Source organism: Photobacterium aphoticum, assembly GCF_001029435.1.
Lineage (GTDB): Bacteria > Pseudomonadota > Gammaproteobacteria > Enterobacterales > Vibrionaceae > Photobacterium > Photobacterium aphoticum.
The window spans coordinates 1-22084 of record NZ_LDOV01000037.1 but is presented as its reverse complement, the minus strand read 5'-3'; the positions used below and the strand labels follow the sequence as shown (position 1 = coordinate 22084).

The window sequence follows — 22084 nt, the reverse complement described above, 5'->3', positions numbered from 1 at the left end:
GCTTTCCTTATAAATCGTTAATCACTAATTCGACGGATTCAAATCGCCAATATTCAAAGTCGATGTGAACCACTTGTTTCTGTTCATTGGCGCGGTGCTTTTCAATTAAAATACCGAAGGAATTCGGTGCAACGCCTAATTCTTTACACGCTTCCGGTGGCATATTGACCGGTTTAAAGGCCAGTTTTTGGATCGTTAACTGTTGGCCATAATAAGCTTGCCATAATGCGGCAAACGATTGATCGCTCAATTGTTCAATATAGTCGGGGGCGACGTGCGTATTAATATACGACTCGTGATAAAACACTTTGTGGGCATCTAATCCACACCACCCCGTGATTTTTTGAATCGGCGGGTGTGAGTCTGCAGAAAATAGCGCCGCAACATCGGTTGGGGCATTATCAACGCGTGTTTTATCTAAATAATCCCAAAACGGTTTGCGTCCTTGAGCGAGTGCTTCTTCATTAAAACTGGAGAGGCATTTCGGGTTATAAATAAACTTGCTGGGTGTGATAAACCATCCACTGCGGTTCTTACGGAAAATGCGCGATTCCACTTCCAATTCGATCAACACCTGACGCAACGTCATGCGTTTGGTGTCCAGCAATTCACACAGTTCGCGTTCGGATGGCAGCTTCGCCCCCGCAGGCAGGTTGCTCTCGCTTAACCACTGCTCAAAACGTTCGCGGACAAGGCTGACATAATTCATGGTTTTCACTGTTTTCTCCATCTGGTTTAAACCAGTTGTTGGTGGCAGGATAATCCTGTGGGTAAAAAGCTCAATAGTTTTTGCTCATTCAATCGTTAAATTGTGCTTGAAGTCGCAAAGCACAGGCCAAAGCGTGAGAGGCATCACAGCCAAGGGAGCCTCCCTGAACCCTCTGCATCCTCGGTATCGCCGTCAAAGGTAAGGGCGGCGGTGGCAGAGACCTTCCGTTTCGCAATGGCCCGTTAGAATACGCTAAACCTCATTGATTATCATGAGGTTAGTACATTGCTGTGTCGTGAAGGCGATGAATGCCGGGTCGTATCTGCGAGAAGAACGAGGGGGGAAGGTAAGAAGGAGACAACACAAAGAGGGCATCGGGCGAAAAAGGGGGGAGAGCCCCACCGTGCGCCAGGTTTGGGCGCATGAAGAGCACGGTGTGTGCATCGGGCAAGTTATCGGCACACCCCCGAGAGGCCTGCACAGGGTGAAAATCAGGGTGTGATGTGCGTCGGAAAAGTACATTTTTTATACCGCCTGGCTACCCGTGCCGTTATACCTTTTGCATCAACAGTGTGGCACGGGATGGCTTTCGGGGGGACGTTTGGCTTGTGTGAATCGTGCGCATTTTCGGTGAAAACGCGGGTGTAAATCGTGGTCACTCACAGGCCTTTCGTACCAAATGGGTTGCAGACGGGAAGACGGGCATTCACACCGTGTAACGGAGGGTTATAAAACCCGATAAAGGCTATGTCTATTTGGGATAGGCTCTTGAATATATGCAATTATTTTCATTTGATTTTTCAGCTTGTCTGCGTAACCTGAGCGAGATTTCGGGTGCAGGCACGTGGCGTGAAAACAGGTCGCCAGCTCATGGGCTTGATGCTTTAGTGCCCGGCTGTGGGCGCTAACGTGTGATCGGTTTTGGGTATTTCCCGGCGCGTTATGGCGGTGTTGTACACGGACAGTGCGTAAATTTGGGATTGAGGTGTCACACCGCACTGTATGCGCGTTGCAAACAACATCAATTGAATGAGGCGCTTGGAAGTTTGAGTGATCGCGCCTGTTAATAAGCTTGCCAACAGGTGTATGTTGCAATGGGGCATACGCTGTATGGGGAGGACATCATGATTGAGGATGATCGTCCAACGATCTTTGCGGTGATGTTTGTCTTGGGGTCAAAAACGGAAAATCGTGAGATGCAACCACCGATGGTTCAGGAAGAGGGAGCACGCCGAGCTCGGGGATGTGAGCATAACGGCCACACATCGCGGTGTAGCGGGCGAAGGCACCGAAAACTGATCTGACTGCCGGAAGGACATTGATAGGAGGGAAAAGGGATGAAGAAGGCGACAAAGCGTATCGGGCTGATGGGTGTCGTCCTGAGTGGGTTGGTGCTGTCCGGGTGTCAAACCATGCCGCAAGCACAAGTGGAGCGTGAAGCGGAAACGCTGCAAGAGACCCATGCACACAGTGTGACCGTATTGAGCGATCAGTTGGATTTCTATTTGAGCCAACGCAGCCGTGATGTGTTTTTGGAGCAAATGCTCGATGCCTTGGAGTCAGAAAAAGGCAGTGAATGGCAGGGACGCGATCCCCGCACGTACGCGAAATGGATCATCCGTGTCCAGCCGCAAGAATGGCGTACCGTTGAGGTCAAACACCCTTCAGCCGAAGCGGTGAACATTCAGCATGATCTTCAGTTTGTTGACATTCCTTACCATTCCAATGCGAACCTCAATATTCGCAGTGAGCCGGGGCTGAAAGGGGACATCCTGGGGGTACTGCAAAAAGGCGAAGTGTTCCATGCGATGGCGCGTGTGACGGATACCCCTTGGTTGCTGGTGGAGCAAAGAGGGATGATCAAAGGCTATGTGCACAGTGACTATGCGCAAAGTAACGTGATCTCGCGGGATATTCTTTCGACACAGCCTAACTCGCTGGTGTCCTCACTGTTACCGTCAAAAGCGCTGATTGAAGCTGCCAGTACCTTGCCGGAAAAGGATGTGGATGGGGTGTTCACCTGTCGTTATCTCGATTATCAGTTACGCAATGATAACGACGATACCTCCGGAACCTTAAAGGCCTGTCGGAAACAACATAAAGTGTGGTACATCGACACACCGACGGTGCCAGACGACCCATCGAGAACCTGATACAAAAAAGGCCATGGACAGTTCGCTCTCCATGGCCTTTTGGCTTTTCTGCATACTAGAAACTAGAAACTAGAAACTAGAAACTAGAAACTAGAAACTAGGCTCAGTCTTTCATGCTCATGATCAGCACGGCGGCGATCGCCAGAAAGCCCGTCATCATCAAGAACACATCGTTGTAGGCCATGATGGCCGCATCCCGCTGCATAGTAGCCAGTAAGCTGGCTTGCGCCTGTTGCAGCGCAGTATGGGCATCACTGCCCGCCTGAATGAAAAAAGCTTGCTGCTGATGCAACTGCTGCCAGCCATCCACACTCACGCTCGGCAAAGACGTTTTGATGTGCGCCAAGTGCTCGCGGGTTTTGTTATCCAGCAAGGTGGCAATAAACGCGATACTGAATGCCCCGCCCAGGTTACGCATGACGTTGGTCAGGGTGGAAGCATCCGGCGTGTCTTCCAGCTTAATGCTTTTCATCGCCACCAGTGACAGCGGCACCATGATGAACGGACTACCAATGGCGCGCAGGATCATCGACAGGATCATCTGCTGGCCTCCGAAGTCAGCGGTCATGTGGGTGTTGACGTAACAGCTCAGCCCAAACATCACAAAACCAAAAGTCACCAGATACTTGGGTTTAATGTACTGCACCAGTTTGGGCACAATCGGGAACAGGAGCAGTTGCGGAAAGCCCATCCACATCAGTACTTCGCCGATTTCCATCGCGTTGTAGCGCTGAATTTGGGTTAAGTACATCGGCAGCACGTAAATCGAGCCGAGCAGCGCCATCCCCAGGATCAGGTACGCGATACAGGCCATGGCAAACTGGCCGTCACGCAGCAGGCGCAGATTCACCAGTGGTTTTTTGTGCTGCCATTCGTTGATCACAAAATAGACCAAACTGACTGCCGAGATAATGGCCAGCGAGATGATAAAACTGGAACTGAACCATTCTTTGCGGTTGCCTTCTTCCAACACCACTTCCAGACACCCCAAGCCCATGGCCATGGTGACAATGCCAAACCAGTCCGCTTTGCGCAGCAGGCTCAAGTTGAGCGGTTCGTCTTCCAGCCCGTAGCGGATCATGGTGATCACCAGTATGGCCGGCGGAATGTTGATGTAGAAGATGTAATGCCACGACAGATTCTCCGTCAGCCAGCCGCCAAAGGTCGGTCCGATGGACGGGGCAAAGGTGGCGGTGATCCCGAACAGCGCCATCCCGACCGCGCGTTTTTGGATCGGCAGCAACTGTACCACCAGCGAGAACGCCAGTGGAATTAACGCCCCGCCGCTGAAGCCCTGCATGGCGCGAAACACAATCATGGAGGTCATGTTCCACGACAAAGAGCACAGGAAGGACGACAAGGTAAAGATCAGCGTGGTCCACGTCAGGTAACGGCGTTTGCCCAGCGATTTGGACAGCCAGCCACTGAGTGGAATGGCGATCATTTCTGCCACCAGATAGGAGGTGGAAATCCATGAGCTTTCGTCTAGGGTGGCCGATAACGCGCCCTGAATGTCTTTCAGGGAGGAGTTGGTGATCTGAATATCTAAAATGGCCATGAACGCGCCGATCAGGCCGCCAAACAGGGCGATCCAATGGCGGCGAGGCACGGCAAAATCGTCAGCCGGTCGCCCTGCCGAGGCAGTGGCGGGTTGCGCGAGCGTGTTCGCCATGGGTTACCCTCGCGTGTCGACCGTGGCCACCACAGACAGCCCCGGGATCAGACGGCCTTTCAGCGCTTTTTGATCGGGAATGGTGATTTTCACCGGCACGCGCTGAACGATTTTGGTGAAGTTACCGGTTGCATTTTCCGGTGGCAGCAAGGCAAATTTGGCCCCGGTCGCCGGAGAGAAACTCTGCACAATGCCTTCAAGCGGTTGGCCCGGGTAGGCATCAATCTCGACGTTAACGCTTTGGCCTTGGTGGATCCCCGCCAGTTGAGTCTCTTTGAAGTTGGCTTCAATCCAGACATTTTCCGTGGGTACCAAGCTCATCAGCGGCATGCCCGGTTGCACATACAAGCCCACACGCAGGCTGCGTTTGCCGACAATGCCGTCAACTGGCGCATAAATGCGGGTGTAATCAAGATTCAGCTGGGCTTTTTCACATTCCGCTTTGGCTTCTGTCACGGCCGCTTCAGCTTGCTTGATTTGGCTGGCCAATACTGCCAGTTGATCTTTTTGCCCTTGGTAGTTGGCTTGGGCCTCTGCCAGTTGCGCTGCTGTTACTTTTTCATGGGCCAGCATGCTGTCGAGTTCATCTTGTGACGAGTAGTTGCGGGTCAGCAGGCTACGGGTACGGGCTACTTGTTGTTTGGCGCGATCGTATTCGGCTTGGGCGGAGGCAATCTGGCTTTTGGATTGGCTGATTTTGGTACGTTGCAGCTGCTGTTGGGCGATGAAATTGCCGATGGCGGCTTGATTGACAGCCAGGTTGGCTTTGGCCTGATCCAGCGCGGCAATGAAATCGCGATCATCAATTTGTGCCAGTAAATCCCCGGCTTTCACCGCTTGGTTATCAGTGACATAGCTTTGGGTGATGTAACCGGCCACTTTGGGGCTGATATTGGTGATATCCCCGTGTAAGTAGGCATTATCGGTCGATTCAAAGTACTGGCCGTAGCCCCACCAATAGCCGCCACCCAGTGCGCCTAACGAAAGCATGATCAAGGTGGCGATGAGCGGCGCTTTTTTCTTTTGCTTCGGTGTGGTGTGGGACGGATGTGAAGGTTGAGCTGATGGCTGAGCGGTGTCAGCGGCTGGCGTTGTGTGTTCGGCCATGAAGGATCTCTATGTGGTCGGTGACAGGGGTGCTAAAAGTGTTTCAAAGTGTAAATGAAACTCATTGGTTGATAAGATAGGAAAAACAGAAAACACTGTTGCAGAAATTGCGCTAATACAGCCAGAAAGGGCATTGCATGGACTTAAATACCATCGCCATTTTTTCACAAGTTGTTGATTCAGGAAGTTTTACCCAAGCGGCGGAGAATTTAGAGCTCACCAAATCTACCGTGAGCCGCAAAGTGGCGGAGTTGGAGCAGCACCTTGGTGTGCGATTGATCACGCGCTCGACCCGCAGTTTGGTACTGACACAGGAAGGGGAGACCTTTTACCAGTCTTGCTCGCAGATGCTGGAGATCATGAGCCAGGCGGAGTTGGAAGTGTCGGCCAATCAGGATTTGATCCGTGGGCGATTAAATGTGGTGATGCCGGTGGAATTGGGCCATCAGGTACTCGGTCCCACGATTAATGCGTTTTTGAAAGCCTATCCGAACGTGACCATCCATTTGGAACTGACAAACCGGGACGTGGATGTGATTGGCGAGGGGATCGATCTGTACGCACAGGTCGGTGAAGTGGAAGATTCCAGCTTGGTATCGCGACCGTTAACCGCCTCGCAGCGGGTGCTGGTGGCCAGTCCGGCGTATCTTGAGCAGTATGGTATGGTGAACTCGCCCGCTGACCTAGTCCCGCCTCATCACCAGATCAAAGTGCACAACACCGCCGTGAAATTGCCGCAATGGCATTTTATTCAGTCGGGGGATTTAGTGAGTTTGGATCTGCCCTACCGTTTTCGGGTCAATACCATCACCGCTTCACTCAGTGCCTGTTTGGACGGATTGGGGGTCGCGGTGTTGCCTGAATTCATTTGTCGTACCCATTTGGCCGAAGGGCATTTGGTGCAATTGTTGCCGGACTGGGAGATGCCGCTGGTGCCAGTCAGTTTGGTGTATCCGCAACGCAAACTGATGCCCAAGCGGTTACGGGCCTTAATTGATTTTCTGCTGGCACGTTTTGAACGTTAGCTTTTTTAAATGAGCGGATGCGGCGGTGCAAAGTCTCGGTGGCTATTCAAATGTGACCCGATGACGATAGCCCAGCGTAAAGGCAATGTCGGTACTGTTATCCATGTTGAAGACGTTTTCGATCATCGAGATTTCAATGGCCCCTTCGTCTGTGTGGTAGCGATAGCCCAGTAGCACTTCGGTGGAGGGTTCATTGAGATCCGATGTCGCATCGGACGCCCCTTCATACAGGTGGAATTCGGTGATCAGGCGATGGCGCGGCGCAATGGCATATTGGTAACTGATCCCGGAGGAAAAGGCGAAGTGGTTGTAGGGAATATTGGAAAGCACCTCATCATTGTGGCGATACGACAGGCCCAGCAAGGTGTACACTCGGTGTTTACCACTGCGATAACTGTAATTGAGTTGCAGTGCTTGCTCCAGACTGCTGGTTTTAAAAGGGCCACTGCCGACATAGTTGTAGTACAGCGAACCGCCGAGCGACAGACCATGGTGGGTATTTTCTAACACTTGGTAACTGGCATAGATGGTAAACGCATTGCTGAGTGTCTTCCCCTCAAAATCGTGGATCTCCACCCCGTATTGCGGCACCGAAATATCAAATGCGTGTTTGTCGACTTCATCCCGGCCGTTGAGGCCAATGCCAAAGGTGTCATGGAAGGCTTTGGTTAACGTATCAAGCCCGTTGTTGGCAGCAAAGCGCCAAGTGTAATCCATCTCGATCGCCCATTTTTCATTGATCTGGATGTAACTGCCAACGGACAGATCATTTTGATAGTAATCCATCTTGTAGTCATCGGTATTGGCCCACACACTGGCAATGGTGCCGGTGCCATATAATTCCACGGTTTGGGTGGGCAGGCGAAAACCGGATCGCACTTGCGGGGTCAAACTGTTGGATTGTAGCGGCGATTGGGCATAGGTTTTCAGCGGGCCATAGTCATCAAAGGCCTCGCGGGTTTGGGTGGCAGAATTTGTGGCAGACGTTGCGGCAAAAGGCGTGAGTCCAGTCCCAAGCAGTAAGGCCACGCCAGCGCGGTTGAGTGAATATCGAAAAGCACGGTGTGTCGTCATCATATCGCCATCACACTATGAAAATGAAAAAAGAGGGGAGAGTGTGGCGTTATACGTGAATGCGCTGACAGTTGTTGGGTGTGAAAAAAGAGGAGTAGATACAGTCAGGTATGTGAGAACAACGCCTATTCACTGACTGTAGCAAATAGGCGATAGAAGCTTGTCTCAAAAGTGATACGACGGTGAGAGGCGTATCGGTCTTATAAAATAATGTGGGGAATGTAGCGGGACATGTCTTGCGTCACGCGAGAGCGATCCTCCCGAATCGCGATGCCTGCTGGTTTGTCATTCACCAGCCAGCTGCCAATCAAGGTGTACGCATCATTGAATTTTGGCAGCGGATGGTAGGCCTGATAGATCACCCCTTCATCGCCATACGGCCCGTCAATACGCAATGTTTGGCGGCCATTTTCGACGATGGTGATATTGGCCCCTTCGCGGGCAAAAATGGGTTTGATGACGTAATCCTTTAGCTGGCTTAATTCGCGATCATCCGGGAAATAGGCTGGCAGCAGGTTAGGGTGGCCTTTGAATTTTTGCCACAGCATCGGTAACAGAGCCTTGTTACTCAGTACCGATTTCCACATTGGCTCCAGCCAGTTGACCTGCGTGGTCGGCAGGTATTGGGCAAATTCTTCCCGGAACATGAACTCCCACGGGTAGAGTTTGAACATCCAGCGAATGGGGTGATCTTTGAGATCGGTAAACTCTTGTTTGCCATTAATGCCGATATCTTCCACAAACACAAAAGCGGTCGAGAGCCCCGCTTCTTTGGCGCAGTCTTCCAAATACTGCACGGTGCCGCGATCTTCTTCGGTGTCTTTACAACAGGCAAAGTGCAGCGTCTGCCCCGGCTGTTGTTTGGCGAGCTCCTGAAAGCGCGCCATCAGCAATTCTTGCAGCAGGTTGAATTGATCGGCATCACGGCGGATCTGGCCACTTTTTACCATGTCTTCCAGCCACAACCATTGCCAAAAGGCGGTTTCGTACAAAGAGGTCGGGGTGTCGGCATTGTTTTCATACAGCTTGGCCGGGCTTTTACCATCATAAGCAAAGTCTAAACGCGCATAGAGTGACGGTTCACGACTGCGCCAGGAGTCCAGCACCGATTGCCACATCGCCTCAGGGATTTGAAAGCGCTGCAGCCAATATTCGTCTTTCACCACGGTATCGACCACTTCCAGACACATCTGGTGGATCTCTTCGGTGGGATCTTCTAAATCACGCTCAATTTGCTTGAGGGTGAATTGGTAATAGCCGGTTTCGTCCCAGTAGGGCTCGTCGTACATGCTGTGAAAGCCAAACCCAAAGTCTTTCGCCAGTTCGCGCCAGTGAGGGCGTTCCTGGCAATGAAGCCTTAACATACTGCATCCTTGCTGCGTGGTAGAAAGGGAGAGGTAAAGCGGCATTTTTGCACGCATGGTGCGGGTTCGGTAGTCATGAAAGCTGGAAATGGGAGATACGCGGCGCAAAGTGACACAATGAGGAATAGGGAAAAAGGCGTGGTTGAACGACTTTGTTACCTCTGTTTGCATTTTGTTACTACTCGATTAATACTATGGGTAAAAAATGCAGGGAAATTGATGCAGGTCAGGGTGCGTTCATGTTGGCGAGGTATAGTAGCGCCCGTGCTGTTCTGGTTGTCAGCAGCGATGCACCATGGACCAGAAAAGTTCACATCACTACAAGTAATCGTTAGGGTAAGTGGCTGATAAAACGTTAATGTTCACCATTTTCGCGCTGTAACTTGCACGCCCAGTTTATTGCGTTAGCGTTAGGCGGCTTACCCCTTTTTTTCTGTCTTTGTGATGGAGAAAGAGTGTACTTCCCTTCATGTTTCGTCATTTTCTCTCATCTCTCATCTCTCATCTCTCATCTCGCCAAATAAAACAACCCCGGCACAAAGGCACGGGGCTGAGTGGATCGACACGTCGTTATAATGATGAAAATGGACGTCAGTGTGCCGCGTTAGGCGTTAACGACTCTGTGGTTGGCGCTTTCTTAAGGTATTTGATCCCTTTACCGGTGACCGCCCAAATCATCGCAAATACCACACCGGTGTAACACTGAATTGCCCATGGCAGGTAATCCAAGGTGGCGACACCTAATGTAGAGGCCATGAATATACCCGCACTGGTCCAAGGTACCAGCGGTTCAATAATGGTGCCGGCATCTTCGGTGGAGCGTGAGAGGTTGACCGGATCCAGATTCAGCTTACGGTACAGATCACGGAACAATTCAGATGGGATCAACAGGGCCAGTTTGCCGTCACAGGTGGTGCTCACCACAATGATGGTGGTGGCCAGTGTGGCGCCGATCAGGCTAGTGACTGAGTGAATGCCTTTAGCCATTGCCTGCACCACAATGGTCAGGCCGCCAGTGACGGACATCGCACCGGCAAACGAGAAGGCACAGAATACCAGCAGGATCACGCCCATCATGGAGCTAAGACCGCCACGGTTTACCAGTTTGGCGACATCTGGCACGACAGCGCTCGCTTCAATCCCCATGTCTGCATACATTGACACGTTAAAGCCGTTCAGGAATGCGCTGGTGGCTGTGGTTAAGTCAAAGCCTTGGAACAGGACGGCGTTGATCACCGCAATCAAACAGGCGCCCAGCATCAACGGTACCGTTGGCAGTTTTTTGATTGCGCCGCCAAGCACTAACAGTGGTGGCAGTAGTAACAACACATTGAAGCTGTACAGTGCATCCAGATTGGTCAGGATTTCGGTGATCTTCTCTGGTACGCCACCGTCAGCGACTGCCGAGTGGCCCATAAAGAAGAACACCACGCAGCACAGAATGAAGCCGGGAATAGTGGTCCAGAGCAAGTGCTGAATGTGGGAATACAGATCAGTACCTGCGACCACAGGGGCAAAGTTGGTGGTATCGGACAGCGGAGAGATCTTGTCACCAAAATACGCACCAGAGACCACCGCACCCGCAACAGCGGCCAGGTTTGCGTCCATGCCAACGGCAACCCCCATCAACGCCACACCGACGGTGCCCGCACTGCCCCAAGAGGTACCGGTACACACACTGACGACACAGGTGACTAAAAATGCGGTCACGAGCAGGTATTCCGGGCTGATCATTTTCAGGCCGTAGTACACCAGCATCGGGATCGTCCCGCCGGCCATCCAGCTACCGATCAAACCACCGACAATGATCAAAATAAACAGGGCAGGCAGGGTGGTTTTCAGTTTATCAACAATGGCATCTTGAATATCTTGCCAGGTATGGCCCAGATATAACGCAATACCGGCAGAAATGGCTGCTGCGACTAACATCAGTACTTCAATGGATAAACCGAGGAAAGTAAATCCAACGGTTAATAATATTAACATGGAAGCCATTGGCGCGATGGCCAAGGCGATACCGGGAGTTTTCACGCTCATGGGACGTCCTTTTTTTATTATGGGTACGAGACTGAAGCAAAATTTACCTGTCCTGATAATTGGAAAATTCGTGCATTATCACAATAACCAAACAAAATAGTGTGTAACTTACAGTTGTGAATTTCATCACGCTGAGTGTTTATTTATGCCGACGTTAAAAGAAATTGCTGAAATAACCGGTTATTCCATGGCAACGGTTTCCCGTGTGATAAACCGACAAGGTCATGTGAGTGAAAAAACAAAATTACATATTGAAAAAGCCGCCAAAGAAATAGGGTTTACACGAGAAAACAATAACCGCTTGAAAATAAACAGCGGGACACCGTCGATTGGTGTGGTGATTAATCGGATCAGCTCACCGTTTTACAGTTTACTGGCGCAGAGTGTGGAAGAAGTGGGGCGTGAACACAACCGCCATTTGATGCTGTGTTCGTCGGGTTACGATGCCAACGAAGAGCAAAAGGCCATCGATTTTCTTCTGTCACACGGGTGCCGGCATATTGTGTTACACAGTAAGGCACTATCAGACAGTGCGTTGGAAGGGATCTGCCGTCAGCATTCAGATGTGGTACTGATTGGTCGTCATGTAGAAGCGGTACAAGAGCGTTGTGTATGGCTCGATTCTCAGGCAGGTACCTATCAGGCCACCCAGCATTTGATTAACCTCGGTCATCGTCGTATTGGTTTTATCAACCTGGCTTTTGATTGTGACGATAAACATAACCGCTTGGCGGGCTATATAAATGCGATGAAAGACAATGGTTTAATGGTCGAGCCTGATTGGGTGCAAAATGCCGATTGGGTGGAAGTCGGCGGGCGAAATGCCGCCCGTAAACTCTTGTCGCAAGGGCTACCGGTGACAGCGTTATTGGCGTTTAATGATGTGTACGCGGCCAGTGCATTGCGGGAATTTCAGTCGCGCGGGGTTCAGATCCCATCGCAGTTATCCATCATTGGGTTTGATGATGTGATGCCACAATGTTACTTCTCGCCAGCGCTGACTACCTTGAAATACCCCATTGCTGTCATGGCTCGCAAAGCGGCACTTCTGTCGTTAACCGGCAATTATGCGCAGTTTCCACAGGGGCAGTGTTATTACCCGACGCTTATTCATCGTGAATCTGTGGCTCCGTATCAACATGAACATTGCGTCTAACACAACGAAATAAAGAAATAACGCAATATGATAAGTAGAAAATAAAAAAACGTAAGCCATTGCGTGAGTCATTTTTATTGAACGTGGTCAATATTAAAAAAGTGCGTGATAGTGTTGTTCTTTTTTGTCTGGAAAAATAGGCAAGCGATGAAATATCACAATCGCATTATGATATTTCGTTAGTGTGACGTTTATCATGATGAACAAAAAGCAGAGAATAAAAATCCCCAAGTATAAAACGGATGATGCGATCACAAAAAATCAGTGATGAAATAATAAGAATGAGAGGTTAAGCACAATAAACAAATAGGAGAAAACGACGTCTAAAAAATCATAATTGCTGAGCCTGTAAAAAAAAGAAAAGATAACCTCAACAACGACATGCTTCGATTGTGATGCCACCGTAATAACACGGGGTAAAGACAAACAGGCAACGACACACAGGATCAAGGCTATGACTGATTATTTTAAACACATCAATAATATTCAATTTGAAGGCAAAGACACGACTAACCCATTGGCTTTCCGTCACTATGATGCCGACCGCATGATCCTCGGTAAGTCGATGAAAGATCACCTCCGTTTCGCCGCGTGTTACTGGCACAACTTCTGCTGGCCGGGCTCTGATGTGTTCGGTGCGGGCACGTTTGAGCGCCCTTGGCACCACAGCGGTGACGCGATGGAAATGGCACGCATGAAAGCCGATGCGGCGTTTGATTTTTTCACCAAGCTGGGTGTGCCTTATTACTGTTTCCACGATGTCGATGTGGCACCGGAAGGGGCCTCGATCAAAGAATACGTAAACAACTTCGCACAAATGGTGGACGTGCTTGAGCAGAAACAAGCAGAGACCGGCATGAAACTGTTGTGGGGTACCGCTAATGCGTTCTCACACCCTCGTTACATGGCAGGTGCCGGCACCAACCCCGATCCGAAAGTCTTCGCGTATGCGGCGACACAAATTTTTAATGCCATGGGCGCAACACAACGCTTGGGTGGTGAAAACTACGTATTGTGGGGCGGCCGTGAAGGCTACGAAACGCTATTGAATACTGACTTGCGTCAGGAACGCCAGCAGCTAGGCCGTTTGATGCAAATGGTGGTTGAGCATAAACACAAGATCGGTTTTAAAGGCACGATTTTGATTGAGCCAAAACCACAAGAACCGACCAAACATCAGTACGACTACGACACGGCGACCGTATATGGTTTCTTGAAGCAGTTTGGTCTGGAAAAAGAGATCAAAGTGAATATTGAAGCGAACCACGCGACGTTGGCGGGCCACAGCTTCCAGCACGAAGTAGCGACCGCAACCTCACTGGGTATTTTTGGCTCTATCGATGCGAACCGTGGGGATGCACAGTTGGGCTGGGATACCGACCAGTTCCCGAACAGCGTTGAAGAAAACACGCTGGTGATGTACGAAATCCTGAAAGCCGGTGGCTTTACGACGGGTGGCTTTAACTTTGATGCCCGTGTTCGTCGCCCATCGATTGACGCTGAAGATCTGTTCTACGGTCACATTGGCGGAATGGATACCATGGCACTGTCATTAGAGCGTGCAGCAGCAATGATCGAGAACGATCTCTTGTCTCAGAACATCGCGCGCCGTTATGCCGGCTGGAATGAGGATCTGGGTAAGAAGATCCTGGCTGGCGACCATTCTTTGGCTTCACTGGCGCAGTATGCGGTGGACAACGATCTGTCACCAGTGCGTGAGTCTGGTCGCCAGGAGCAATTGGAAAATATCGTAAACGGTTTTATCTACAAGTGATCTGACAGGGGACGAGCAGGGTAGATTTATCCTGTTCGCGCCCGTCACTGAGCCCTACCCCCATATCGCTCCTGAGCGATGCTGCCTGCACATGACGTTAGTGATGTGCGGGCCTTTTTGCGTGCCGTTTATGGCTGCGCCTATGTTGCCAGTGTCTTGGCGGTGAGTGTTTTGGCTGTTTCATGGCGCACTTTGTGATTGCGCGCCTAAAGCATATTTCGCCGAATTTGGGCGTGATGGTAATAGCAAATCTTTGTTATTCCTGGGCGTAAAACGACATCAAATAAAGCCTCTTTTATCCTGATCACAAATTAATCAATAAAACAAAAAACGTAATTCGGTTAGAAAAAACCTTAAATGAACCTGTACGTTTTCTGCTCTACAGTAAGACCAGCGTTATTTCCAAAGCGAGAAAATAACGGCGCAATAATAAAAAGAAACTCCCCTACTTACCCCACGTGAAACGAAAGGATAGAACCATGAAAAAATCACTCTCGATCCTCTGTGCCATGTTACTTGGGCTTGCTGCGACGCCTGCGATAGCGGATACCGTTAAGATCGGTATGGCCATTGATGATTTGCGTTTGGAGCGCTGGCAAAAAGACCGCGATATCTTTGTTGAACGCGCGGAAGCACTGGGCGCTAAAGTGTACGTGCAGTCGGCAAACGGCAATGAACAAACGCAGATTTCACAAGTTGAAAATATGATTTCACGTGGCGTCGATGTGTTGGTGATTATTCCTTACAACGGCGAAGTATTGAGTAACGTGATTGCGGAAGCCAAGCGCGATGGCATTAAGGTGCTGGCATATGACCGCTTGATCAACAATGCGGATTTAGACTTTTATCTCTCTTTTGACAACGAAAAAGTCGGGGAAATGCAGGCGACGGCCATGGTGGATGCCAAGCCAAGCGGTAACTATTTCTTGATGGGCGGCGCACCGACCGATAACAACGCCAAACTGTTCCGCCAAGGACAGATGAACGTGTTGCAGCCAAAGATTGATGCCGGAGAGATCAAGGTGGTGGGCGATCAGTGGGTCGATTCATGGCTTGCTGAAAATGCGTTGAAAATCATGGAGAACGCACTGACGGCCAACAATAACAAGATTGATGTGGTGGTGGCGTCTAACGATGCGACGGCAGGCGGTGCGATTCAGGCGCTGGAAGCACAAGGCTTAGCGGGCAAAGTGGCGATTTCTGGTCAGGATGCGGATCTTGCGGCTATTCGTCGTATTGTGGAAGGCACCCAAACCATGACGGTGTACAAGCCTATTCATGTGTTGGCCTCCCGTGCAGCTGATATCGCCGTAGATTTGGGTAATGACAAAATGCCGGAATCCAACGCCGTACTCAACAATGGTAAGAAAGATGTGCCGGCTTGGTTGCTGTCACCTATCACCGTGAATCATACCAATATCAAGCAAACCTTGGTGGCAGATAATTTCCACTCTGAAAAAGATATCTACCAAAACTGATCGTGCAGTAAGACATCGTTCAGCTAAAGGTCGCGCAAAAAGGAGAGCGGGTGTTTACCGCGTGAATATGTTCGCTCAGTTGCCACGCTCTCTTTTTCCACTCTGCGGCTTAGGAGTGAAAATGAAACCCTTATTAGAAATGAAAAATATCGTCAAATGCTTTGGCCCGGTAAAAGCATTAGACGGCGTCAGTATTACCGTGAATAAAGGGGAAATACTGTCGTTATGTGGTGAAAATGGTTCCGGCAAATCGACATTGATGAAAGTACTGTGTGGCATTTATCCGCATGGGGACTTTGATGGCGAGATCGTGTTTGAGGGGCTGCCGGTAAAAGTCAAAACCATCGCGGAAACGGAAGCCTTGGGCATTGCCATTATTCATCAGGAATTAACCTTAGTTAAAGAGCTCTCGATTTTAGAAAACCTGTTTTTAGGCGCAGAGCTGACGCGTTACGGCATGCTGGATTTTGACCGTATGTATGCGGAATCAGTGGCGCTGCTTAAGAAAGTGAAGTTGGCGATATCACCGGAAACCCGGGTCGGGGATTTAGGGGTAGGGCAGCAACAATTGATTGAAATTGCCAAGGCCTTGTCGAAAAACGCCAAACTATTAGTGTTGGATGAACCGACGGCACCACTTACCGAATCTGAAACGCAAATCTTGTTGGATTTGGTGAAGACCCTCAAAGCGCAAGGCGTGAGCTGCATTTATATCTCTCACAAACTCAATGAAGTGAAGCACATTTCGGATCAGATTTGTGTGATCCGCGATGGGGTACATATCGGTACCCGTTTGGCGAGCACCATGACGACCGATGACATCATCACCATGATGGTGGGACGCGAGATGAAACAACTGTTTCCCCGTGAACCCCATAATATTGGCGAGGTGGTGCTGGAGGTGAAAGGGCTGTCCGCCTGGGATAAAACCAATCCGCATATCCATAAAGTGAACAATGCCAGTTTTGTGTTGCGCAAAGGTGAGATTCTTGGCGTCTCTGGGTTGGTGGGGGCTGGGCGTACCGAGCTGATGGAATGTATTTATGGCTGTTACCAAGGGCGTTATACCGGTGAAGTGATATTGCGTGGCAACACGTTGTCAGTCAACAGCAGTCGTGATGCGCTGACAGCGGGGATCGCCATGGTGCCGGAAGATCGCAAGCGTCACGGTATTGTGCCGATCATGTCGGTGGGCGAAAACATTACCTTGGCCGGCTTGGGGCTGTTTGCTCAACACGGTGTGTTGGATGATGTGCATGAAGCGGCAGAGATCAGTCAGTCGATTCGCGCCCTGACCGTGAAGACCCCCTCGGCCGAGCTGCCGATTAAAAACCTTTCCGGTGGGAACCAGCAAAAAGCCATTCTGGCGCGTTTTCTGTTGGTGAATCCGCAAGTCTTGATCCTGGATGAGCCGACGCGCGGGATCGATGTCGGGGCAAAATACGAGATCTACAAGTTGATCTTCAAGCTGGTCCACCAAGGGATCAGCGTGATCATGGTGTCATCTGAATTACCGGAAGTGCTGGGGATCAGCGATCGGGTATTGGTGATGCATGAAGGCAAAATTAAAGGTGATTTGATTAACGACAACCTGTCACAAGAGCAAATCATGGACTGTGCGCTGACGGAAGGAGTGGCCGCATAATGGAACAGATCAATCCGGTGCCATCAGGCGCACCACAATCACAATGGCGCGAGTGGCTACAAGGCGCCAAACTGCAACTGGTCGTGATGGCGGCAGCTATCGTTATTATCATGCTGTTTTTCAGTGTGATGACCGACTGGAGTTACCTATCACCCCGCAATATTTCCAACTTGTTCCGCCAGACAGCTATCACCGGCATTCTGGCTATCGGCATGGTGTTTGTCATCATCAGTGGGGAAATTGATCTGTCAGTCGGCTCCATGATGGGGCTGCTGGGCGGTGTGGCAGCGATTTTGGATGTGTGGTTTGGCTGGCCGCTGCCATTGACCATTATGCTGACACTGACCGCCGGTTTCTTGTTGGGGCTGTGGAACGGTTGGTGGGTGGCGTACCGCAAAGTGCCGTCATTTATTGTGACCTTGGCGGGCATGTTGGCGTTTCGTGGCATCCTGATTGGGATCACGGACGGTACCACAGTAGCACCGACCTCCGATGCGATGGGGATCATCGGCCAAAGCTATTTACCGAGTATGGTCGGGATGGTGATCGGTGTGGGTGGTCTGGCGCTGTATTTTGGCTGGCAGCAAAAGCGCCGCGCCATGCGTCAGCAGTACGAGTTGCCGGTACCCCCTATGCATACGTCATTGATGAAAAGTGCGGCGATGGGCATTGCGGTGCTGAGTATCATCTTGATCCTTAACGATTACCGAGGTGTACCAACGCCGGTATTGTTACTGGCTACGTTTTTGATCATCGGTACTTTCATTGCCAATAAAACCCAATTTGGTCGCCGTATTTTTGCCATTGGTGGCAACATTGAAGCGAGCCGTTTATCAGGCATCAACGTCGAGAAAACCAAGCTGGCAGTGTATGCCATGAACGGTTTTTTGGTGGCGGTCGCGGCCTTGATCCTGAGCAGCCGTTTGGGTGCAGGCTCGCCGTCTGCCGGTAACATTGCCGAGCTCGATGCCATTGCCGCGTGTATCATCGGTGGCACCAGTATGGCGGGCGGGGTAGGTACCGTTATAGGTGCGGTGATCGGGGCCTTTATCATGGCATCACTGGATAACGGAATGAGCATGATGGACGTCCCAACCTTCTGGCAGTACATCGTTAAAGGCGGGATTTTGTTACTGGCGGTGTGGATGGACAGCGCAACAAAAGCGAAGCGTTAACCACTCGTTTTTGCGCCAGAAAAGGCATTGATAAAGAAGAAAAAACCTCTTTTGTGAAAGAGGTTTTTTTATGCCACTCAACAAGCCGTTATGCACACACGGCGACGCTGTCGCGGTGCTCTTTCGGGGTTTGATTAAGGTTCTTTTTAAATACCGTGTACATGTATTGCAACGACGGGTAGCCACACAGTTCGGCGATTTCTGCAATCGGCAAGGCGGTGGATGTCAGCAGGTTACAGGCTCGTTTGAGCTTGGCATTATGGATTTCCTGATGGATAGAATGGCCATAGGCCTCTTTGAAGCGTGCTTCCATGTTTGAACGAGAGATCCCGACATAGTTAAGCACCTGATCGACCTTAATTCCTTTACAGGCATTCTGGCGAATGAAGTGCATCGCCTGAATGACATAAGGATCTTTCAAGGCGAGAAAATCGGTACTCTGGCGGGCAAACACCTGCGTCGGTGGCACCAAAATACGTGGCAGTGCAGAGGGCCCTGCCTGAGTCGGTGGATGATCAAGCATTTTGTGCAGCAGCTTTGCGGCACGGTAGCCCATTTCTTTACAGCCCTGTCCGACAGAGCTGAGCGAGACACGGGTGAGGTAGCGCGCTAACTCTTCGTTATCAATCCCGATCACCGAGACCTGATCCGGCACCAGAATATTGAGGTGTTCACACACTTGCAGCAGGTGTCGAGCGCGCGAATCGGTGACGGCCACAATCCCCACGGGCGTCGGTAAACGTTGGATCCAGTCGGCCAATCGGTTCATATCATAGTGCCAGGTAGTGGCATTGGTATCGTTACCCTGATAGACCGAAGCGCTGTAGCCTTCTTGTTGGATCACACGGCGAAACGCCTGTTCACGCTCACGGGCCCAGTGTTTGTCGTCATCGTGTGGGGTGCCGTAAAAAGCAAAGTTTTCCAGCCCTTTATCGCGTAAATGCTGAAAAGCCAATTCAACCAATGCTTGGTTGTCCGTCGCCACATACGGCACGGGCGGATAATCTTGTGGGTTTTCGTAAGAGCCCCCCACACCCACCACGGGCAGTGTGGTATCCGCCAGCAAAGCGCGGATCGCCGGATCGTCAAAATCGGCGATCACACCGTCCCCTTGCCAGGCTTTGAAATCGTCTATATGTGTGGTGAAGGTTTCATCGAGAAAAATGTCCCAGTTACACTGAGAGGCTTGCAGATATTCACCAATTCCTTCCATTACCTGACGGTCGTAGACCTTATTAGCATTAAACAACAATGTGATCCGAAATCGTTTATCCATTATGTCCCATAGGCTTGCTGGAGAATGAGCCGAGAGTGTAGCAGCCGTCAAAGATGGACGATGTGATCCTCCGCTCAGTCGTTAAATCCGTGCATCTGAGTGTGAAAAATCGTAATTGTGCGGCCAAACCAGAAGCATAAGATGAAGAAATCGTTAAGGGGCATGAGCAAAAGGAAAAGTGACATGTACATTGGCATAGATTTGGGTACGTCGGGCGTTAAAGTCATTGCGATGATGGATACTGGCGAGATTGTGGCGACACATTCGGTGGGCTTGAGCGTGTCTCGCCCACAGTCATTGTGGTCTGAACAGGCGCCACAAGACTGGTGGTTGGCCACCTGTGAAGCGATGGCCGCGTTGGGCCAGCAAGTGGATTTGCAACAAGTGAAAGCCATCGGTTTATCGGGACAAATGCACGGTGCTACCTTGCTGGATCAACACGGTGATGTGTTGCGCCCGGCGATTTTGTGGAATGACGGACGCTGCGAGCAAGAATGCCAAGCGTTGGAAGCCGCCGTACCAGATAGCCGCGTGATCACCGGCAACATTATGATGCCGGGCTTTACCGCCCCTAAGCTAAAGTGGGTCGCTAACCATGAGCCTGCGGTGTTTGCACAAGTGGCGAAAGTGTTGCTGCCGAAAGATTATCTGCGTTTTAAAATGACCGGTGATTACGCGTCTGATATGTCGGATTCAGCAGGGACGATGTGGCTGGATGTAAACCGCCGTGACTGGGATGACCGTTTATTGGCTGCGACCGGATTAAGCCGTGAACATATGCCTGCGTTATATGAAGGCAGTGACATCACCGGTTATTTGAGTGCCGATATTGCCGCGTTGTGGGGCATGCCAGTCGTGCCAGTGGTCGGTGGTGGGGGCGATAATGCGGCAGGTGCTATCGGCGTGGGGATCAGCCAACCCGGACAGGCCATGTTGTCATTGGGCACATCCGGCGTGTACTTTGCGGTGAGTGATGGCTTCATCTCGAATCCGGCCTCGGCGTTACACAGTTTCTGCCATGCATTGCCCTATACCTGGCATACCATGTCGGTGATGCTGAGCGCGGCATCGTGCCTGCAATGGGTTGCTGAGCTGACCGGTTACACCGAGGTCGGAGAGATGTTGGCGGATGTAGAAGCTCATGCTGATCGTGATTCATCTGTCGTATTTCTGCCGTATTTGTCAGGTGAGCGGACACCGCACAATAACCCCAATGCCAAGGGCGTGTTCTTTGGCATGACGCACGCTACAACCAAGCGCGAACTTGCTCTGGCTGTATTAGAAGGTGTCGGCTTTGCTTTCGCGGATGGGTTTGATGCCCTGCATGTCACCAAGATGATCCCTGATGAAGTCTCATTAATTGGCGGCGGCGCACGCAGCGCGTACTGGCGTCAGATGCTGGCAGATATTGTCGGCATGCCGCTGGTGTATCGCCAAGGCGGCGAAGTTGGCCCAGCCTTGGGTGCCGCCCGTCTAGCGATGTTAGGGGCAAATCCGGGCGCGACCGTGGCAGATATTTGTCCGGTACCACCAGTGGTAGAACGCCATCTGCCTAACGCTGAACATGCGGCGCATTACCAACAAAAACGCGCCATTTTCCAATCTCTGTATCAGCAGTTAAAAGGGCTGTTTTAACCCGTCTAAAGACGCTTGAATTTTTCCTTCGACGCGGCGCTTGAAAGGCGCCGTGTTGTTTATTTGCGATGGCCAGAAAGGCTGCATATCAGAAACGGCACGAAATATCGTCTCTCGCCTTGGACTCACAGAAGAAAATGAGTTGGAATTGAGGTATCGGTTAGAGAAAAGCGTCACTGGCGCGATAGGCAAGGACGGCTTACTGCTGCATGAATATTGCCACTATATCGACCAGCAACGAACGCGAGGGTTAAGTATCAGTCGAAGATTGCTTCATGTAGCTAGAGCATTTTTACTCCCAATTTTTTACTAGCCCGATGGCTAGGTTTTATCATGCCTGAAATTTGAATTTATTAGAGATTTCATGATGTCGACCGAGATATCTGACGGAAGTGTTGGAAGTAAAACCTTGAAGAGTAGATAGTCAATGAATTATGGCAATTAATCTACAATAAGGTTTAGTTACTAAGGTTGGTATCTTATTAATTTCAACTATTACGTTTCCATTGCCTAACTTTAAAAAATTCACTATATCTGTAAATATTACAACATCAATGAATTTTTTACAAAAAATGATAATAAACTCCACGACGAAGGAGAAAGTAGTGTTCATGGTCAAATGTATTTAAAAAACATCATAAACCCTCCTGGATCCTCAATTGTCAAAATAGGATAAATATTGTGATATCAGAATCATACATAAAAGAAATGAAGAAAAAATTAATGATGAACCATTGCTATTTAAATGGGAGTATATTGGTTTTACCGGAGGTAGATATAATGCCAGGGTGAGATCGCGAACAT

The 22084-nt window shown here is 50.4% G+C and carries 15 protein-coding genes; 8 read left to right on the top strand and 7 right to left on the bottom strand.

Going from position 1 to position 22084, the window contains the following annotated elements:
* Positions 1–7: 7 nt before the first annotated feature.
* A complete protein-coding gene (locus ABT58_RS18705; protein ID WP_229821688.1) occupies positions 8–709 on the bottom strand; it encodes a UTRA domain-containing protein in 702 nt (233 codons plus the stop codon).
* A gap of 1337 nt (positions 710–2046) precedes the next feature.
* Here ABT58_RS18705 and ABT58_RS18700 point away from each other — a divergent pair.
* Positions 2047–2862 carry an SH3 domain-containing protein gene (locus ABT58_RS18700; RefSeq protein ID WP_047875969.1) on the top strand — a complete coding sequence of 272 codons (816 nt, stop codon included), beginning with the start codon at positions 2047–2049 and terminating at the stop codon, positions 2860–2862.
* A 103-nt stretch (positions 2863–2965) separates the two neighbouring features.
* Here ABT58_RS18700 and ABT58_RS18695 read toward each other — a convergent pair whose 3' ends face one another.
* Together ABT58_RS18695 and ABT58_RS18690 are read right to left on the bottom strand one after the other, a co-directional pair.
* On the bottom strand, positions 2966–4534 hold the full coding sequence (locus tag ABT58_RS18695; RefSeq protein ID WP_047875968.1) for a DHA2 family efflux MFS transporter permease subunit: 1569 nt from the start codon (positions 4532–4534) through the stop codon (positions 2966–2968).
* 3 nt (positions 4535–4537) lie between these two features.
* The gene (locus ABT58_RS18690; RefSeq protein ID WP_373300193.1) at positions 4538–5524 is read right to left on the bottom strand and encodes an HlyD family secretion protein; all 987 of its coding nucleotides are present in this window, start codon (positions 5522–5524) and stop codon (positions 4538–4540) included.
* A gap of 254 nt (positions 5525–5778) precedes the next feature.
* Between ABT58_RS18690 and ABT58_RS18685 the strand changes: the two genes are divergently transcribed.
* On the top strand, positions 5779–6666 hold the full coding sequence (locus tag ABT58_RS18685) for a LysR family transcriptional regulator (RefSeq protein WP_047875966.1): 888 nt from the start codon (positions 5779–5781) through the stop codon (positions 6664–6666).
* Positions 6667–6708: 42 nt separating this feature from the next.
* On the opposite strand, the gene ABT58_RS18680 is transcribed toward ABT58_RS18685, so the two are convergent.
* The 3 genes from ABT58_RS18680 to nhaC all read right to left on the bottom strand — a co-directional run bounded on the left by ABT58_RS18680 (position 6709) and on the right by nhaC (position 11141).
* Positions 6709–7743 carry a DUF3187 family protein gene (locus ABT58_RS18680; protein ID WP_229821684.1) on the bottom strand — a complete coding sequence of 345 codons (1035 nt, stop codon included), beginning with the start codon at positions 7741–7743 and terminating at the stop codon, positions 6709–6711.
* Between the two features lie 197 nt (positions 7744–7940).
* The gene (locus tag ABT58_RS18675) at positions 7941–9104 is read right to left on the bottom strand and encodes a glutathionylspermidine synthase family protein (RefSeq protein ID WP_047875965.1); all 1164 of its coding nucleotides are present in this window, start codon (positions 9102–9104) and stop codon (positions 7941–7943) included.
* 591 nt (positions 9105–9695) lie between these two features.
* Entirely contained in the window at positions 9696–11141 is a 1446-nt protein-coding gene (nhaC, locus tag ABT58_RS18670) for a Na+/H+ antiporter NhaC (protein WP_047875964.1), read from the bottom strand.
* A gap of 145 nt (positions 11142–11286) precedes the next feature.
* Between nhaC and ABT58_RS18665 the strand changes: the two genes are divergently transcribed.
* The 5 genes from ABT58_RS18665 (at position 11287) to ABT58_RS18645 (ending at position 18369) form a co-directional block, all read left to right on the top strand.
* On the top strand, positions 11287–12297 hold the full coding sequence (locus ABT58_RS18665) for a LacI family DNA-binding transcriptional regulator (RefSeq protein ID WP_047875963.1): 1011 nt from the start codon (positions 11287–11289) through the stop codon (positions 12295–12297).
* A 454-nt stretch (positions 12298–12751) separates the two neighbouring features.
* Positions 12752–14071 (top strand): xylose isomerase, encoded by a 1320-nt coding sequence (gene xylA / locus ABT58_RS18660; RefSeq protein ID WP_047875962.1) that lies wholly within the window; start codon positions 12752–12754, stop codon positions 14069–14071.
* A gap of 479 nt (positions 14072–14550) precedes the next feature.
* Positions 14551–15549, top strand: a complete 999-nt coding sequence (xylF, locus tag ABT58_RS18655; protein ID WP_047875961.1) for a D-xylose ABC transporter substrate-binding protein — start codon at positions 14551–14553, stop codon at positions 15547–15549.
* Positions 15550–15670: 121 nt separating this feature from the next.
* Positions 15671–17194, top strand: a complete 1524-nt coding sequence (locus ABT58_RS18650; protein ID WP_047875960.1) for a xylose ABC transporter ATP-binding protein — start codon at positions 15671–15673, stop codon at positions 17192–17194.
* The gene (locus tag ABT58_RS18645; protein ID WP_082211161.1) at positions 17194–18369 is read left to right on the top strand and encodes a sugar ABC transporter permease; all 1176 of its coding nucleotides are present in this window, start codon (positions 17194–17196) and stop codon (positions 18367–18369) included. The genes ABT58_RS18650 and ABT58_RS18645 overlap by 1 nt, the downstream gene beginning before the upstream one ends.
* An 88-nt stretch (positions 18370–18457) precedes the next feature.
* Here the strand turns inward: ABT58_RS18645 and ABT58_RS18640 are convergent, their stop codons facing one another.
* Positions 18458–19645, bottom strand: coding sequence for a XylR family transcriptional regulator (locus ABT58_RS18640; protein ID WP_082211160.1), 1188 nt, complete (start codon positions 19643–19645; stop codon positions 18458–18460).
* Positions 19646–19828: 183 nt separating this feature from the next.
* Here ABT58_RS18640 and xylB point away from each other — a divergent pair, with 183 nt between their 5' ends.
* Positions 19829–21280: a xylulokinase gene (gene xylB / locus ABT58_RS18635; protein ID WP_047875959.1), complete on the top strand. Its 1452-nt coding sequence runs from the start codon at positions 19829–19831 to the stop codon at positions 21278–21280.
* Positions 21281–22084 lie beyond the last annotated feature (804 nt).